The sequence below is a fragment of the Streptomyces sp. NPDC058674 genome (assembly GCF_042716505.1).
Lineage (GTDB): Bacteria > Actinomycetota > Actinomycetes > Streptomycetales > Streptomycetaceae > Streptomyces.
This window is the reverse complement of record NZ_JBHXSC010000071.1, coordinates 22,149-38,020: the sequence shown is the minus strand read 5'-3', so window position 1 is coordinate 38,020 and position 15,872 is coordinate 22,149. Positions and strand designations below refer to the sequence as shown.

Sequence of the window (15,872 nt, the reverse complement as noted above, 5' to 3'; positions counted from 1 at the left end):
CCGCACTAGCGTGGGGCCGTCCCGCGGTCCGCGGCCCCGGGCGGGGCGGTGAGCAGGATCGTCGCCACGGCCCGGCCGATCTCCTCCTCCGTGAGATCGGCCCGGGCGGTGAGCCGCAGCCGGGAGATGCCGTCCGGCACCGACGGCGGCCGGAAGCACCCCACGGACAGCCCTGCCTCGCGGCAGTCGGCGGCCCAGCGCAGTGCCGCCGAAGCCGAAGGCGCCCGCACCGACACCACGGCCGCGTCCGGCCGGGCCGCGGTCAGGCCGGACGCGGTGAGCCGCCCGTAGAGCCGGTCGGCCACCTCCCGGGCGCGCGCGGCGCGCTCCGGTTCCCGCCGGAGCAGGCGCAGGCTCGCCAGCGCCGCACCCGCGGCGGCCGGGGCGAGGCCGGTGTCGAAGATGAAGCTCCGGGCGGTGTTGACCAGGTGCCGGATCACCTTGGCCGGTCCCAGTACGGCTCCGCCCTGACTGCCCAGGGACTTCGAGAGGGTCACCGTCGCGACCACGTCGGGCGCCCCCGCGAGACCGGCGGCGTACGGCGCACCGCGGCCGCCCTCGCCCAGCACGCCCAGTCCGTGCGCGTCGTCGACGACCAGTGCCGCGCCCGCCTCGCGGCAGGCGGCGGCGTATCCGGCGAGCGGGGCCGCGTCCCCGTCCACGGAGAACACCGAGTCGCTGACGAGCAGCGCCCGTCCCCCGTGCGCGGCGAGGGTCTTGCGCGCGGTGTCGGGGTCGGAGTGCGGGATCACGGCGGTCTCGGCGCGCGAGAGCCGGCAGCCGTCCACGATCGAGGCGTGGTTGCCGGCGTCGGAGACCACCAGGGTGCCCCGGTCGCTCAGCGCCGTGACGGCCGCGAGGTTGGCCGCGTAGCCGGAGGAGAGGACCAGTGCCGCCTCGAAGCCGCAGAAGGCGGCGAGCTCGCGCTCCAGCTCGGCGTGGAGTTCGGTGGTGCCGGTGACCAGGCGGGAGCCGGTGGCTCCCGCACCCCAGCGCTCGGCCGCGTCCCGCGCGCCCCGTACGGCCTCGGGGTGCCGGGAGAGCCCGAGGTAGTCGTTGCTCGCGAGGTCCAGCAGCGCCGAAGCCGCCGGCCTCGGGCGCAGTGTCCGCACCAGCCCGGCCCGCTCGCGGGCCCGTTCCGCGTCGTCGATCCAGGCGAAGACGTCCACGGGGGCGGGGGTGTGCTCGGGCATCGGCGGGTCCTCGTTTTTGTCGGCAGTCCACAGACCCGCCCGACCCTATCGGCCGTGACGCGCGCGCCAGGTGTGGCGATACACACACTCCCATCCGGCCATGTTGTGCGATCTCTCCTTGGCCGGGAGTGGTCGTGTGGTCCAGGATCGGCGTCATGGACCTGCTGAACACCCTGGTGGACAAGGGGCTGCGGCGCGAGCTGCCGACCCGAGACGAGGCGCTCGCCGTACTGGCGACCTCCGACGACGAACTGCTCGACGTGGTGGCCGCGGCCGGCAAGGTGCGCCGCCAGTGGTTCGGGCGCCGGGTCAAGCTGAACTACCTGGTCAACCTGAAGTCGGGCCTGTGCCCGGAGGACTGTTCCTACTGCTCCCAGCGCCTGGGGTCGAAGGCGGAGATCCTCAAGTACACCTGGCTGAAGCCCGAGGAGGCCTCCCAGGCGGCCGCGGCCGGTGTCGCGGGCGGCGCGAAGCGGGTCTGCCTGGTCGCCAGCGGCCGCGGGCCGACGGACCGGGACGTGGACCGGGTCGGCAAGACGATCGCGGCGATCAAGGAGCAGAACGAGGGCGTCGAGGTCTGCGCCTGCCTCGGCCTGCTCTCGGACGGCCAGGCCGAGCGCCTGAAGGACGCCGGCGCCGACGCGTACAACCACAACCTCAACACCTCCGAGGCGACGTACGGGCAGATCACCAAGACCCACACGTACGCCGACCGCGTGGACACCGTGCAGAAGGCGCACGCCGCCGGGCTGTCCGCCTGCTCCGGCCTGATCGCCGGCATGGGCGAGAGCGACGAGGACCTGGTCGACGTCGTCTACTCCCTGCGCGGCCTCGACCCGGACTCGGTTCCGGTCAACTTCCTGATCCCCTTCGAGGGCACCCCGCTCGCCAAGGAGTGGAACCTCACCCCGCAGCGCGCGCTGCGGATTCTCGCGATGGTCCGCTTCGTCTGCCCCGACGTCGAGGTCCGCCTCGCGGGCGGGCGCGAGGTGCACCTGCGCTCGATGCAGCCGCTGGCCCTGCACCTGGTCAACTCGATCTTCCTGGGCGACTACCTGACCAGCGAGGGCCAGGCGGGCCAGGCCGACCTCGACATGATCGCGGACGCGGGGTTCGAGGTGGAGGGCGCCGGCACGTCGACCCTGCCGGCCCACCGCTCCGACGTCGCGGAGGCCTCCGCCCCGACCGGCGGGTGCGGGTCGCACGCCGGTGCGTCGGTCTGCGGCCCGGGCGACTCCACGGCCGACTCCCCGGCCGGCGCCGGCTGCGGCTCGGCCTGCGGCGGCTGCTCCGGGCACGCGGAGGCGGCGCCCGTACCCGTGCGGGCCGAGGCCGGCGAGGTGCGCTCCGACCTGGTGGCGGTGCGCCGCCGCGGCGCGGGAACGGACATCGCGCCCAATGCCTGACCAGCCCCACCCCCTGCCGGCCGGCGCGGAACTGCTCGCGCTGGACCGGCAGCACGTCTGGCACCCGTACGGCCCGATGCCCGGACGGCAGGAGCCGCTGGTCGTCGCCTCCGCCTCGGGGGTGCGGCTGCGGCTCGCCGAGCCCGCCCGGGGGCAGGGCCACGAGGAGCTGGTGGACGGCATGTCCTCCTGGTGGTCGGCGATCCACGGCTACAACCACCCGGTGCTGAATGAGGCCGCGAACTCCCAGCTGGGCCGGATGTCACACGTGATGTTCGGCGGGCTGACCCACGAGCCCGCGGTGCGCCTCTGCGCCCGGCTCGTCGAGATCACCCCGGCCGGACTGGAGCACGTCTTCCTCTCCGACTCGGGATCGGTCGCCGTCGAGGTGGCCGTCAAGATGTGCCTGCAGTACTGGCGTTCGCTCGGGCGGACCGGCAAGACCCGGCTGCTGACCTGGCGCGGCGGCTACCACGGGGACACCTGGCAGCCGATGGCCGTCTGCGATCCCGAGGGCGGGATGCACGAGCTGTGGCAGGGGCACCTGCCCCGGCAGGTCTTCGCGGAAGCGCCGCCCGGCGACTTCGACACGCCCGTGGACCCGGCCTACGCCGACCACCTGCGGTCCCTGATCGCCGCGCACGCGGACGAGCTGGCCGCCGTCATCGTGGAGCCGGTGGTCCAGGGCGCGGGCGGCATGCGCTTCCACAACCCGGGCTACCTGCGGGTACTGCGCGACCTGTGCGACGAGTACGGGGTGCTGCTGATCCTCGACGAGATCGCGACGGGCTTCGGCCGTACGGGCGCCCTCTTCGCGGCGGATCACGCGGGGATCACTCCCGATGTGATGTGCCTGGGCAAGGCCCTGACCGGTGGCTACCTGTCACTGGCTGCGACGCTGTGCACGAGCCGGGTGGCCGACGGGATCTCCCGCGGCGAGGTACCGGTCCTCGCCCACGGCCCGACCTTCATGGGCAACCCGCTGGCCACGGCCGTGGCGCTGGCCTCCGTCGGCCTGTTGCTCGACCAGGACTGGGCGGGCGAGGTCAAGCGGATCGAGGCCGGGCTGCGCGAGGGGCTCGCACCGGCCGCGGCGCTGCCCGGGGTCCGTGGGGTACGGGTGCTGGGAGCGATCGGCGTGGTCCAGCTGACGCACGAGGTCGACATGGCCGCGGCCACCCGGGCGGCCGTGCGGGAGGGCGTGTGGCTGCGCCCGTTCCGGGACCTGATCTACACCATGCCGCCGTTCGTCACGGGCGACGTTGACGTGGCCCGGATCTGCCGCGCGGTGGTCGCGGCGGCGCAGGAAGGCTGAGATGTCCGTACTGGTGGTGTCCGGCACGGGCACCGAGATCGGCAAGACGGTCGTCACGTCCGCGATCGCGGCCGCCGCGGTGGCGGCCGGACGGTCGGTGGCCGTGCTCAAACCCGCCCAGACGGGGGTCGGCCCGGACGAGCCGGGGGACGCCGCCGAAGCGGTACGGCTGGCCGGCCCGACGGTGACGGCGCTGGAACTGGCCCGCTATCCCGAGCCGTTGGCCCCGGGCACGGCGGCCCGCCGCTCGGGGCTGGCGACCCTCTCCCCCGCGGACGTCGCGGAGGCCGCGCGGCGGCTCTCCCTGGACCACGACCTGGTCCTGGTGGAGGGCGCCGGCGGGCTGCTCGTCCGCTTCGACGAGGCGGGCCACACCCTGGCCGACGCGGCCCGCCTGCTCGGGGCCCCGACGCTGATCGTCGCCCCGGCCGGGCTCGGGACCCTGAACTCCACCGCCCTCACGGCGGAGGCCCTGCGGGCGCGGGGCCTGACCGGCCTCGGCGTGGTCGTCGGCAGCTGGCCGGCCGCCCCCGACCTGGCCTCCCGCTGCAACCTGGCGGACCTCCCGGAAGTCTCCGGCCTCCCGCTGCTGGGCGCGGTCCCGGAGGGTGCGGGGGCCCTTCCGCCGCCCGCGTTCCGCACCGCGGCCCCGGCCTGGCTGTCCGCCCGTCTCTCGGGGACCTGGTCGCCGACCGCCTTCCTGACCACCTGGCTCCCGCCGACCCCCTGAAAGCGCCCCGCCCCCACCGGCCCGCCGCGGGCCAACGGCACCGACCCCTCCGACGTACGCGCCACGGAGCCCGGGGGCCGAGGTCGGCCCGACCCCTCCGCGGGGCGGCGCGGGACCCCAGGGCGGGGGCCGGTCCGGCCCCCACGCGTACGCGGCACAGGCCGGACGGCGGGGCCCGGCCGGCCCTCCGACGTACGGCAGCTCGGGGCCCGAGACCGGAACGCAGGTGCCGTCCGCCGGGGATGAGCGCCTCCGGACGGGGCACCCTGGAGGTACCGGCACCGCACCGCCCCGCCCCGGAGGCCCCGCATGCCCACGCTCCGCCGCACCGCGGCCGCACCCCACGATCTGGTCCACCACCCCCTCTTCGCCCGGTTCTACGCCCGCGCGAGCACCACCGCGGAGACCCGCGCCGGCATCGCCCCCCTCCGCCGCGAGCTGCTGCACGGCCTCTCCGGCCGCGTCATCGAGATCGGCGCCGGCAACGGCCTGAACTTCGCGCACTACCCCCGCGCCGTCTCCGAGGTCGTCGCCGTCGAGCCGGAGCGCACCCTGCGCCGCCTCGCGTCCGCCGCCGCCCGCCGCTGTGAGGTCCCGGTGGACGTCGTACCGGGCGCGGCCGAGGCACTCCCGGTCAAGAGCGACGCCTTCGACGCCGCCGTCACCTCGCTGGTCCTGTGCACCGTGCGGGACCTGGCCCGCTCCCTCTCCGAACTGCACCGCGTGCTCCGCCCCGACGCCGAGCTGCGCTTCTTCGAGCACGGCCTGGCCCCCGGGCCCGGTATGGCCGCCGTCCAGCGCACTCTGGACCGGACGGTCTGGCCCCGCCTGTTCGGTGGGTGCCACACGGCCCGTGACCCGCTGGCCTCGATCGAGGCCGCCGGTTTCCGGATCGTCTCCCAGCGCGCCTTCCGGCTGCCCGAGCGCGGTCCGGCCCTGCCCACTTCCTACTGCGTGCTCGGCTCGGCACGCCGCGTCGACTGACGACGGCCCGGGCCGACGGGCGCGGCGGTGCGGCGGGCCGAGCGGCGTGGCAGCACTAGGCGAACGGCTTCACCCAGCGTCGCCAGTGGTCCTCCCGCCGGTACCCGGCGGCGGCCCATGCCCGCCGCGCCGTTTCGTTCGCCTCCAGGACCATCGCGTCACCGCGTCGGCCGCCGACCGCGCGGAAGCGCCGCTCGGCCGCGTCGAGCAGCAGGGTGGCGATCCCCCGCCGGCGGTGGGACGGCAGCACGGCGAGCCGGTAGAGCGAGCAGCGCCAGCCGTCCCAGCCGGCGATGACGGAGCCGACGAGGAGGCCGTCCGACTCCACGAGGATCAGGGCCTGCGGATCGCGCGCGATCAGGCGGACGACCCCGTCCAGGTCGTCGGAGATCGACGTGCCTTCCGCGGCCTCCTCCCAGAAGGCGAGCACGTCCTCGGCGTCGGCCGGCGCGGCGGCCCGTACACGGAACTCGTTCATGATCGGGAGCCAAGCACGCCGTCCGTGCGGCACGCCACCGACTTCCGCACCGCGAGACGCCCCGCGCGCGGGTCCGGTGCGAGGATCGTTCCTGCCCGGGGCCACGCCGGGCGGGTCCGCCGGGGAACGCTCCCGCTCCTTGCCGGCCCACCGCCCCGGGGACCGGTCCCCCTTGTCGAAAGGTGTGAGCCTGCGCCCATGGGCGAGCCTCCCAGCCCCCGCCGCCCCCGCTCGCGACTCCGCGCGGCGGCCCTCCTCCTGGCCGATCACGGGACGAAGGTGGTCCACCGATGACCGAAGTGCTCCTGCTCGTCGTGGCGCTGCTGCTCTGCCTTGCCTGCGGGGTCTTCGTCGCCGCCGAATTCTCACTGACCACCGTCGAGCGCAGCGAGCTGGAGCGAGCCGTCGAGCGCGGAGAGCGCGGCGCCGACAGCGCCCTGGCCGCGGTCCGCACCCTGACGTTCCAACTTTCCGGCGCGCAGCTCGGCATCACCGTGACCGGCCTGATCATCGGCATGATCTCCAAGCCGTCGATCTCCACCCTGCTCCAGGGCCCCTTCCGGGCCTTGGGGCTGTCTGCCGACGCGGCGTCCTCCGCGGCGTTGGTCATCGGGACGGCGCTGTCGACCATCGTCTTGATGGTCGTCGGGGAACTGGTGCCGAAGAACTGGGCGATCTCCTCGCCCTTGGCGGTCGCCAAGCGCGTGGCCACCGTGCAGCGGGCCTTCAGCCGGATCTTCAAGCCGCTCATCGGCCACCTCAACAGCACCGCCAACCACATGGTGCGCCGTCTGGGCATGGAGCCGGCCGAGGAGCTGGCCTCCGCGCGCACTCCCCGGGAACTGGTCGCGCTCGCCCGGCACTCGGCGAAGGCCGGCGCCCTGGAGGAGGACACCGCCGAGCTGTTCGTGCGGACTCTGAACCTGGCCGACCTGACGGCCGAGAACGTGATGACCCCGCGGGTCCAGGTCACGGCCCTCGACCTGCAGACCACCGCGGAGGACGTGGCGAACGCGACGGCGGCCACCGGCCTGTCCCGCTTCCCCGTCTACCGCGGCAGCCTCGACAGCGTCGTGGGCACCGTCCACATCAAGGACGTGCTGGCGCTGCCGGCCGAGGAGCGCCACCGCCACCCGGTGTCGTCGTTGCTGCGCGAGCCGCTCCTCGTACCGGAGTCCCTGACCGTGGACCGGCTGCTCGACCGGCTGTCCGGCCGGCAGACGATGGCCGTCGTCATCGACGAGTACGGCGGGACGGCCGGCGTCGCCACGCTGGAGGACATCGTCGAGGAGGTCGTCGGCGAGGTCCGCGACGAGCACGATCCGCACGAGACTCCCGATCTGGCCCCGGCCGGCACGGACTCCGCCGGGCGCCCGCTCTACTCCGCGGACGGCGCCGCGCGCACCGACCAGCTCCGGCGGATCGGACTGGACGTGCCCGACGGCCCCTACGAGACGCTGGCCGGCCTGATGGCGACCGAGCTGGGCCGCATCCCCGCCGTCGGCGACAGCATGGAGCTGGACGGCTGGCGGCTCGACGTGGTGGATGCCGTGGGGCACCGGGCCTCGCGGGTGCTGCTGCACGCTCCGGCCGACGGCCCCGGCGCCGAGATCGACACGGAGGACGCACGATGACCGCGGTCCAACTGCTGATCGGCCTGGCGACCCTCCTCGTCAACGCCTTCTTCGTCGGCGCCGAATTCGCGCTGATCTCGGTCCGGCGCAGCCAGATCGAACCGTACGCAGAGCAGGGGGACCGGCGGGCGCGCGCCGTGCTGTGGGGTCTGGAGCACCTGTCGGCGCTGATGGCCGCGGCCCAGCTCGGCATCACCCTGTGCACCCTGGTGCTGGGCATCGTGGCCGAACCGGCCATCGCGCACCTGCTGGCTCCTCTGCTCGACCTGGTCGGCGTACCCGCCGGACTGACCCACGCGATCTCCTTCGTGGTGGCGCTGGCCCTGGCCACGTACCTGCACATGCTCTTCGGCGAGATGGTGCCGAAGAACGTGGCGCTGGCCGAACCGGTGCGCACCGCCCTGCTGCTGGGGCCGCCGCTGGTGGCCCTGACCAAGGGCCTGCGCCCGGTGATCTTCGCGATCAACGCCTTCGCCAACGCCGTGCTGCGCCTGCTGCGGGTGGAGGCCAAGGACGAGGTCGCCGCGACCTTCTCGGACGACGAGCTGGCCCGGATGGTCAAGGACTCCAGTGCCGCGGGGCTCCTCGACGGGAGGGCGAGCGAGCGGCTGCACGACGCCCTGGAGCTGGGGCGGCGTCCGGTCAACGACGTGGTGCTGCCGGCGGACCGGGTGGTCACGGCCCTGGAGGGCATCACTCCGGCCGGGCTGGAGCGGTTGTCGGCCGAGTCCGGGTACTCCCGTTTCCCGGTGACCGACGGGCGGCACCGGATCCTGGGGTACCTGCACGTCAAGGACGCCCTGGACGCGGACGCGCACGAGGAGCCCTTCCCGGTCTCGGCGCTGCGGGCGATCGCCCAGGTACGGGCGCAGACCCCGTTGGACGACGTGATCACCGCGATGCGGCGCAGCCGCACGCATCTGGCGGCGGTCCTCGGGGCCGACGGCACCCTGACGGGCCTGGTGACGATGGAGGACGCGCTGCGCGAGCTGTTCGGCAGGTCCACCTCCGCGTAGGCGGTCCCCTTCGGACGCACGGCCTTGAGCGATGGTGCGCTCACCGGCCCTGCGGGGCAGGGGTACCGCGCGGTAGCATCGCTGCGCCATGGAGATGAATGCCTCTTACACCAGTTTCGTCGCGGTCGGCGACTCCTTCACCGAAGGGATGTCCGACCTGCTCCCGGACGGCTCCTACCGGGGCTGGGCCGACCTGCTGGCCGCACGCCTCGCGGCGCGCGAGCCGGGCTTCCGGTACGCCAACCTCGCGGTGCGCGGGAAGCTGATCGGCCAGATCGCCGAGGAACAGGCGCCCGTGGCCGCGGCCATGGGCGCCGACGTGGTGACCCTGGTCGGCGGGCTGAACGACACCCTGCGCCCCAAAGTGGACATGGGGCGGGTCCGGGCCCACCTGGAACAGGCCGTGGAACTGCTCGCCCCCTCGTGCGGGCAGCTCGTCCTGATGCGCTCCCCGGGGCGGGACGGGCCGGTGATGGAACGCTTCCGGCCCCGCATGGAGGAGCTGTTCGCCATCCTCGAGGAGCTCGCCGCGCGACACGGCGCCCTGGTGGTGGACCTCTACGGCGCCCGGGTCCTCGCGGACCCGCGGATGTGGGACGTCGACCGGCTGCACCTGACGTCCGAGGGCCACCGCCGGGTGGCGGAGGCGGTCTGGCAGGCGCTGGGCCTCCCGCCCGAGGAGGACTGGCACACCGAACTGCCCGCGGCCGTGGCCCCGGGCTGGGCGGTGCGCAGGTCCCAGGACCTGAGCTTCGCCCGCCGGCACCTGCTGCCCTGGGTCGGCCGCCGCCTCACGGGCCGCTCCTCGGGGGACGGCCGCCCGGCCAAGCGCCCGGAGCTGCTGCCCTACGGGGCTACGCGGGTCTCGTAGCAAGCCACAATCGGCGACGGTGCCCCTACCTGCGTAAACGCACAGCCGGGTCCCAAGTAGAATCCATTCACGTGACTGCCAAGCCCCGCATCCCCAATGTCCTGGCCGGCCGCTACGCCTCCGCGGAGCTCGCCGTCCTGTGGTCCCCCGAGTACAAGGTGACGCTGGAGCGGCGGCTGTGGCTCGCCGTGCTGCGCGCCCAGAAGGACCTCGGCATCGAGGTCCCGGACGCGGCCCTCGCCGACTACGAGCGTGTCCTGGAGACGGTCGACCTCGCCTCCATCGCCGAGCGCGAGAAGGTCACCCGGCACGACGTGAAGGCCCGTATCGAGGAGTTCAACGCCCTCGCCGGCCACGAGCACGTCCACAAGGGCATGACCTCCCGCGACCTCACCGAGAACGTCGAGCAGCTCCAGATCCGGCTCTCCCTGGAGCTGGCCCGGGACCGCACGGTCGCCGTGCTGACCCGCCTCGGCAAGCTGGCGGGCGAGCACGCCGAGCTGGTCATGGCCGGTCGCTCGCACAACGTGGCCGCTCAGGCCACCACCCTGGGCAAGCGCTTCGCGACCGCGGCCGACGAGCTGCTGGTCGCTTACGACCGCCTTGAGAACCTGCTGGGCCGCTACCCGCTGCGCGGCATCAAGGGCCCGGTCGGGACCGCCCAGGACATGCTGGACCTGCTCGGAGGCGACGCCGCCAAGCTGGCCGACCTGGAGCAGCGGATCGCCGCCCACCTCGGTTTCGCCCAGGCCTTCACCTCGGTCGGCCAGGTCTACCCGCGCTCGCTCGACTACGACGTGGTCACCGCCCTGGTGCAGCTGGCTGCCGCACCCTCGTCGATCGCCAAGACCATCCGCCTGATGGCCGGCCACGAGCTGGTCACCGAGGGCTTCAAGCCCGGCCAGGTCGGCTCCTCCGCGATGCCGCACAAGATGAACACGCGCTCCTGCGAGCGGGTGAACGGCCTCATGGTCATCCTGCGCGGCTACGCCTCGATGACCGGCGAGCTGGCCGGCGACCAGTGGAACGAGGGCGACGTCTCCTGCTCCGTGGTCCGCCGGGTGGCCCTGCCGGACGCGTTCTTCGCGTTCGACGGCCTGTTGGAGACCTTCCTGACGGTCCTCGACGAGTTCGGCGCCTTCCCCGCGGTCGTCGCCCGCGAGCTGGACCGCTACCTGCCGTTCCTCGCGACCACCAAGGTCCTGATGGGCGCGGTGCGGGCCGGCGTGGGCCGCGAGTCCGCCCACGAGGTCATCAAGGAGCACGCGGTGGCCTCCGCCCTCGCCATGCGCGAGCAGGGCGCAGAGCGCAACGAACTGCTGGACAAGCTGGCCGCCGATGACCGGATGCCTCTGGACCGGGCCCAGCTCGATGCCCTCATGGCCGACAAGCTGTCCTTCACCGGCGCCGCGGGTGACCAGGTCGCGGCGGTGGTCTCCCGGATCGAGGCCATCGCCAAGCAGTACCCGGAGGCCGCCGGGTACGCGCCGGGGTCGATCCTCTGACCCCCGAAGAGCTGACCGCCGCCCGTGACCGCGTCCTCCCGGACGTGGTCGCGGGCGGTCTGCGCGTGCTGTTCTGCGGTATCAACCCGGGCCTCCTCTCCGCCGCGACGGGCCACCACTTCGCCCGCCCCGGCAACCGGTTCTGGCCGGTCCTGCACCTGGCGGGCTTCACTCCGCGCCGGCTGGCCCCCGCGGAGCAGGACGAGCTGCTGTCCTACCGCCTCGGCATCACCAATGTCGTGGCCCGCCCCACGGCACGCGCCGACGAGCTGAGCGCCGAGGAGTTCCGCGAGGGCGGCCGCATCCTGACGGCCAAGGTGGAGCTGCTGCGCCCCCAGTGGCTGGCGGTGGTAGGAGTGACCGCCTATCGCACCGCCTTCGGCGAACCGAAGGCCCGCATCGGTCCCCAGGACCGGACCATCGGCTCCACACGGGTCTGGGCCCTGCCCAATCCCAGCGGCCTCAACGCCCACTGGACCGCCGAGTCCATGGCCCAGGAGTACGGTCGGCTGCGCGCCGTCGCCGAATCATCCGAAGGCCGTTGACCTTCCCCCGTGGGCCCGGCGCCGCCGGGCTCACGGCGGGTCGACCTGCGTGACTCCCGCCACCAGCACGTACGGGTCGCCGCCGGCGCCGTGTGCCGCGTAGGCCACGAGCCACAGCCCCTCAACCTCCCAGACGTGCACGTGGTCGGTGGCGGCGCTCACACGGTCCCACGGCTCGGGTATCTCCTCCCCCTCGGCCCGTCTGATCTTGAGCGAGTCCACGCCGAACACCTGCGCCCGTCCCCACCGGCCGGTCAGGGCCTCGGTGAGCGCGGTGTACTCGGCGTTGATCTGGTCGATCGCCTCGATGCGCCCGGAACCGCCGTCGTCCCAGAAGTCGTCGGTCCGCCCGATCTCCACCAGGTGGTAACCCGGGCCGCTGCTCTGCCCGCCGGACCGCACCGGCTCCGTCGGGAACTCCCGCCTCCGGAGCCGGTCGATCGTGCCGAGATGCTCTGCCGTGGTCATGCCGTCAGTATCCCGGCCACCACTGACAACTGGCCGTTCGTCACGCATCCCGCCGTCGCACCGCCAGCCAGCCTCCGGCCAGTGCGACCGCCGCCCACAGCGCCAGCACGCCCAGGCCGCTCCACGGGCCGAGGTCGGCGAAGTCCTGCGACTGCATCACCATCTTCCCGGCCCGGTCCGGCAGGTACTGTGCCACGCCTTCCGCGGTGGCGCCGACGACGAACGACACCATCAGCACGAAGGGTATGAGCAGGCTGATCACGGCTGTTGCGCTCCGGAGCACCGCCGTCAGTCCGGCCGCGAACAGGGCCATGAGGGTCAGGTACAGCCCACTGCCCACGACGGACCGGTAGGTGCCCGGGTCGCCGAGTTCCAGGGTGTAGGGACCCATGAAGGCCTGTCCTCCCAGGAAGGTGAGCACTCCGGTGAGCTGGCCCGCCACCAGGGCCGACCCGCCCACCATGGTGATCTTCGACAGGTAGAAGCGGGTGCGGCCGGGCACCGCGGCGAGCGAGGTGCGCAGTGCGCCGTTGTGGAACTCGGACGACAGGGCGGTGGCACCGAACACGATGGCGGCGACCTGCCCGAAGTTGACGCCGTAGTAGGCGGCGAAGAGCGGGTCGTCACCCATGCTGCCGGGCGCGGCCTGGCCTATCGCCGCGGCTGTGAGCGTCTGGATGCCCGCAGTGGCGGCGAGGATGGCGACCAAGGCGCCGAAGGTGCCGCGCAGGGACCGTATCTTGATCCATTCCGAGTGCAGGACGGGGACGGTGGGCAGAGCGGCGCTCATGGCGAAGCCTCCTGGGGTGCGAAGAAATCAGCGGGTGGCGGTGAACTGTGCGTGCTCGGCGGTGAGGTCGAGGTACGCCTGCTCCAGCGAGGCCCGCTCGTCGGAGAGTTCCAGCAGGGGAATGCCCTCGCGGGCCGCCGTGCTCCCGAGCTGCTCGGCCCGTATGCCCTCGACGCTCCAGCACCCGCCGTCGGCGGTGGCCATCTCGTAACCGTCGCGGGCCAGCGCAGCCCGCAGCCGGATGGGGTCGGAGGTGCGCAGGCGCACTCTCGGGGTGCTGCGGGCTTCGATGAAGTCCTGCATCGAGGTGTCGGCCAGCAGCTTCCCCTGGCCGAGTACGACGAGATGGTCGGCGAGCGCGGACGTCTCGGACATCAGGTGGCTGGACACAAGGACGGTGCGTCCCTCTGCGGCGAGGCCGCGCATCAGCTCGCGGATCCAGATGATGCCCTCGGGATCGAGGCCGTTGGTCGGCTCGTCGAGCAGGAGCACCCCCGGGTCTCCCAGGAGTGCCGCGGCGATGCCCAGACGCTGGCGCATGCCGAGCGAGAAGGTCTTGACACGCCGCCGGGCGACGGAGGCTATCCCCGACTGCTCCAGGACCTCCTCCACCCTCGACATCGGTATGCGGCCGGCGGCCGCGAGGAAGCGGAGGTGGTCCCGGGCCCTGCGCCCGCCGTGGGCGGACTGGGCGTCGAGGAGCGCGCCGACTTGGTGCAGCGGGTCCGACAGTTCCCGGTAGGGGCGGCCGCCGATCGTGGCCGTGCCCGCGGTGGGCCGGTCCAGCCCGAGCAGCAGGCGCATGGTGGTCGACTTGCCCGCGCCGTTGGGGCCCAGGAAGCCGGTGACCCGCCCGGGGAGGACGTCGAAGGTGAGGCGGTCCACTGCACGCGTCGTGCCGTGTTCCTTGGTCAGTTCTCGGATCTCGATGCTGTTCATGTCTCAAGATTCCTCGTCCGCGGACTGCGTTCCCTCCCCCATGCGAGGGTCCCGTCTCCCCCACGTGGGGGAGACGGAGGCCAGCACGGTCCTGACACCATGCATGCATGTACCGACTGCTCCGCGCCCCGCTCCAACCAGTGACCTACTCACGCTGGTTGCACCTGTGCGTGCCCGTACTGCTGCTGGCAGTGTGGCTGTTCGTGGAGCCGACGGCCCCGTGGGTGACGTTGTTGATCATCGCGCCGTTCGGGTTCGTGCCCTGGGTGCGGCTGGCCGAGGGAATGCAGGCGCAGTTCCTGCTCGCCCCCCACGAGCGCGACGCGGACGACAAGAGCATCAGCGCCGCCCCGTCGGCCCGGTGGAGCGACCGGTGGCGGACCTTGTTGTGGCTGGAGATACGGATGGCCGTCTCGGTCGTCGCCATGGCGCCCTCCGTGCAGCTGCCGCTGATGACCGTCGAGCTGATCGCGATCGCCTGCGGGCAGCCCGTGAACGACGACCGCCTCCTGCCGTTCGAGCCCTCGCGCTGGACCGCCGCCCTGCTCGTGCCGGTCCCCCTGGTCCTGCTCCTGGTCATCGTGGTGCTGCTCGGCGAACTGATCACCGTCATCGCCGCCCGGCTGCTGGGGCCCTCGGCGGTGGAGCGGCTCTCCGCCTTGGAGGCGCGCACCGAACAACTGCTGGAACGGACCCGGATCGCGCGTGAGCTGCACGACTCCATCGGGCACGCGCTGACCGTGGCGGTCGTCCAGGCGGGAGCCGCGCGGGCCGCCGGCGACCCCGCCTTCACGGACCGGGCGCTCAGTGCCATCGAGGAGACCGGAAGGGCCGCACTGGAAGACCTGGAGCGGGTGCTGCTGGTGCTCCGGGAGTCGGCACAGCCTCCCTCACAGCGGCCGACTCTGGTGGAGGCGGACCGGCTACTGGAATCCGCCCGCGCTTCCGGCGCCGCCGTCGACGCGGAACTGAGCGGACCGTTGGAGAAGTTGCCGGGCCCGGTCACTCGTGAGGGGTACCGCATCCTTCAGGAAGCGCTGACCAATGTGCTGCGGCACTGCGGTCCGGTACCCGTACGGGTCCGGGTGGAGATGGCCGCGAGCCGACTGGTGCTGGAGGTGACGAATCCGCTGCCGGAGCGGCCCGCCTTCATGACGGGCAACGGCTCAGGCCTCCGCGGGATGCGGGAGCGGGCCGCACTGCTCGGCGGGGACGCCGAGACAGGGCCGTACGAAGGGGGCTGGAGAGTGCGCGCCCGGCTTCCGCTGGAGCGAATACGCTGACCGGATGCCGGTCACCGTACTGCTCGTCGACGACGAAGCCCTGGTCCGCGCGGGTCTGCGCGCCGTCCTGGACGCCCAGCCCGACATCGAGGTGGTCGGCGAGGCCGCCGACGGAGCCTCGGTCGTCCCCCTCGTGCGGCAACTGCGGCCGGATGTGGTGGCGATGGACGTGCGGATGCCGCTGCTCGACGGGATCGAGGCCACCCGGGCCGTCCTGCGGTCGGTGGACTCTCCGCCGAAGATCCTCGTCGTGACCACCTTCGAGAACGACGAGTACGTGTACCAGGCCCTGCGGGCGGGTGCCGACGGATTCCTGCTGAAGCGGGCCCGGCCGTCGGAGATCGTCCACGCGGTGCGGCTGGTGGCGGAGGGCGAGACGCTGCTCTTCCCGGCGGCGGTACGGTCCCTGGCCGCGGAGTACGGCAACCGCCAGGCCCGGTCGTTGTTGCGGCGGGCGGCGCTGACCGAGCGTGAGGAGGCGGTGTTGCGGCTCATGGCGCGGGGGCTGACCAATGTGGAGATCGCCGCCGAGCTGATCGTCGGCACGGAGACGGTGAAGTCCCACGTCAGCGCGATCCTGGCGAAGCTGGGGGCGCGCGACCGGACCCAGGCCGTGATCATGGCGTACGAATCGGGATTCGTCGCCCCCGCCTGAGGGCCTCCGCGGACCTCGGGGGCGGCCGATTCCCGCCTATGGGGGGCCGCTTCTCGCCGC

16 protein-coding genes are annotated in these 15,872 nt (G+C 73.2%); 11 read left to right on the top strand and 5 right to left on the bottom strand.

The window, feature by feature from the left end:
• Positions 1–5: 5 nt before the first annotated feature.
• Positions 6–1,193, bottom strand: a complete 1,188-nt coding sequence (locus ACFWU6_RS28220) for an 8-amino-7-oxononanoate synthase (protein ID WP_383983758.1) — start codon at positions 1,191–1,193, stop codon at positions 6–8.
• 155 nt (positions 1,194–1,348) lie between these two features.
• Between ACFWU6_RS28220 and bioB the strand changes: the two genes are divergently transcribed.
• The 4 genes from bioB (at position 1,349) to ACFWU6_RS28200 (ending at position 5,628) form a co-directional block, all read left to right on the top strand.
• Positions 1,349–2,599 (top strand): biotin synthase BioB, encoded by a 1,251-nt coding sequence (bioB, locus tag ACFWU6_RS28215; protein ID WP_383983756.1) that lies wholly within the window; start codon positions 1,349–1,351, stop codon positions 2,597–2,599.
• Complete coding sequence (locus tag ACFWU6_RS28210) at positions 2,592–3,914, top strand: adenosylmethionine--8-amino-7-oxononanoate transaminase (protein WP_383799300.1); 1,323 nt, start codon at positions 2,592–2,594, stop codon at positions 3,912–3,914. Before bioB ends, ACFWU6_RS28210 begins: the two co-directional genes overlap by 8 nt.
• Before the next feature lies 1 nt (position 3,915).
• The gene (gene bioD, locus ACFWU6_RS28205; protein WP_383799297.1) at positions 3,916–4,644 is read left to right on the top strand and encodes a dethiobiotin synthase; all 729 of its coding nucleotides are present in this window, start codon (positions 3,916–3,918) and stop codon (positions 4,642–4,644) included.
• Between the two features lie 309 nt (positions 4,645–4,953).
• Positions 4,954–5,628, top strand: coding sequence for a class I SAM-dependent methyltransferase (locus ACFWU6_RS28200; protein WP_383799296.1), 675 nt, complete (start codon positions 4,954–4,956; stop codon positions 5,626–5,628).
• A gap of 55 nt (positions 5,629–5,683) precedes the next feature.
• Here ACFWU6_RS28200 and ACFWU6_RS28195 read toward each other — a convergent pair whose 3' ends face one another.
• Positions 5,684–6,106, bottom strand: a complete 423-nt coding sequence (locus tag ACFWU6_RS28195; RefSeq protein ID WP_383799293.1) for a GNAT family N-acetyltransferase — start codon at positions 6,104–6,106, stop codon at positions 5,684–5,686.
• A 290-nt stretch (positions 6,107–6,396) separates the two neighbouring features.
• Here ACFWU6_RS28195 and ACFWU6_RS28190 point away from each other — a divergent pair, with 290 nt between their 5' ends.
• The 5 genes from ACFWU6_RS28190 to mug all read left to right on the top strand — a co-directional run bounded on the left by ACFWU6_RS28190 (position 6,397) and on the right by mug (position 11,677).
• Entirely contained in the window at positions 6,397–7,740 is a 1,344-nt protein-coding gene (locus ACFWU6_RS28190) for a hemolysin family protein (RefSeq protein ID WP_383983754.1), read from the top strand.
• The gene (locus ACFWU6_RS28185; protein ID WP_383983752.1) at positions 7,737–8,756 is read left to right on the top strand and encodes a hemolysin family protein; all 1,020 of its coding nucleotides are present in this window, start codon (positions 7,737–7,739) and stop codon (positions 8,754–8,756) included. Before ACFWU6_RS28190 ends, ACFWU6_RS28185 begins: the two co-directional genes overlap by 4 nt.
• 88 nt (positions 8,757–8,844) lie before the next feature.
• The gene (locus ACFWU6_RS28180) at positions 8,845–9,627 is read left to right on the top strand and encodes an SGNH/GDSL hydrolase family protein (RefSeq protein WP_383983750.1); all 783 of its coding nucleotides are present in this window, start codon (positions 8,845–8,847) and stop codon (positions 9,625–9,627) included.
• Positions 9,628–9,698: 71 nt separating this feature from the next.
• Complete coding sequence (gene purB, locus ACFWU6_RS28175; protein ID WP_383799281.1) at positions 9,699–11,132, top strand: adenylosuccinate lyase; 1,434 nt, start codon at positions 9,699–9,701, stop codon at positions 11,130–11,132.
• On the top strand, positions 11,129–11,677 hold the full coding sequence (gene mug, locus ACFWU6_RS28170) for a G/U mismatch-specific DNA glycosylase (protein ID WP_383983760.1): 549 nt from the start codon (positions 11,129–11,131) through the stop codon (positions 11,675–11,677). Before purB ends, mug begins: the two co-directional genes overlap by 4 nt.
• A 30-nt stretch (positions 11,678–11,707) precedes the next feature.
• On the opposite strand, the gene ACFWU6_RS28165 is transcribed toward mug, so the two are convergent.
• The 3 genes from ACFWU6_RS28165 to ACFWU6_RS28155 are packed head-to-tail and all read right to left on the bottom strand — an operon-like array spanning position 11,708 to position 13,874.
• Positions 11,708–12,145, bottom strand: a complete 438-nt coding sequence (locus ACFWU6_RS28165) for a hypothetical protein (RefSeq protein ID WP_383799278.1) — start codon at positions 12,143–12,145, stop codon at positions 11,708–11,710.
• Between the two features lie 40 nt (positions 12,146–12,185).
• Complete coding sequence (locus ACFWU6_RS28160) at positions 12,186–12,935, bottom strand: ABC transporter permease subunit (RefSeq protein WP_383983748.1); 750 nt, start codon at positions 12,933–12,935, stop codon at positions 12,186–12,188.
• A gap of 27 nt (positions 12,936–12,962) precedes the next feature.
• Complete coding sequence (locus ACFWU6_RS28155; protein WP_383799272.1) at positions 12,963–13,874, bottom strand: ABC transporter ATP-binding protein; 912 nt, start codon at positions 13,872–13,874, stop codon at positions 12,963–12,965.
• A gap of 107 nt (positions 13,875–13,981) precedes the next feature.
• Here ACFWU6_RS28155 and ACFWU6_RS28150 point away from each other — a divergent pair, with 107 nt between their 5' ends.
• Both ACFWU6_RS28150 and ACFWU6_RS28145 read left to right on the top strand, forming a co-directional pair.
• On the top strand, positions 13,982–15,157 hold the full coding sequence (locus ACFWU6_RS28150; RefSeq protein WP_383799269.1) for a sensor histidine kinase: 1,176 nt from the start codon (positions 13,982–13,984) through the stop codon (positions 15,155–15,157).
• Between the two features lie 4 nt (positions 15,158–15,161).
• On the top strand, positions 15,162–15,812 hold the full coding sequence (locus ACFWU6_RS28145) for a response regulator (protein WP_383799266.1): 651 nt from the start codon (positions 15,162–15,164) through the stop codon (positions 15,810–15,812).
• The last annotated feature ends 60 nt before the right edge of the window (positions 15,813–15,872 follow it).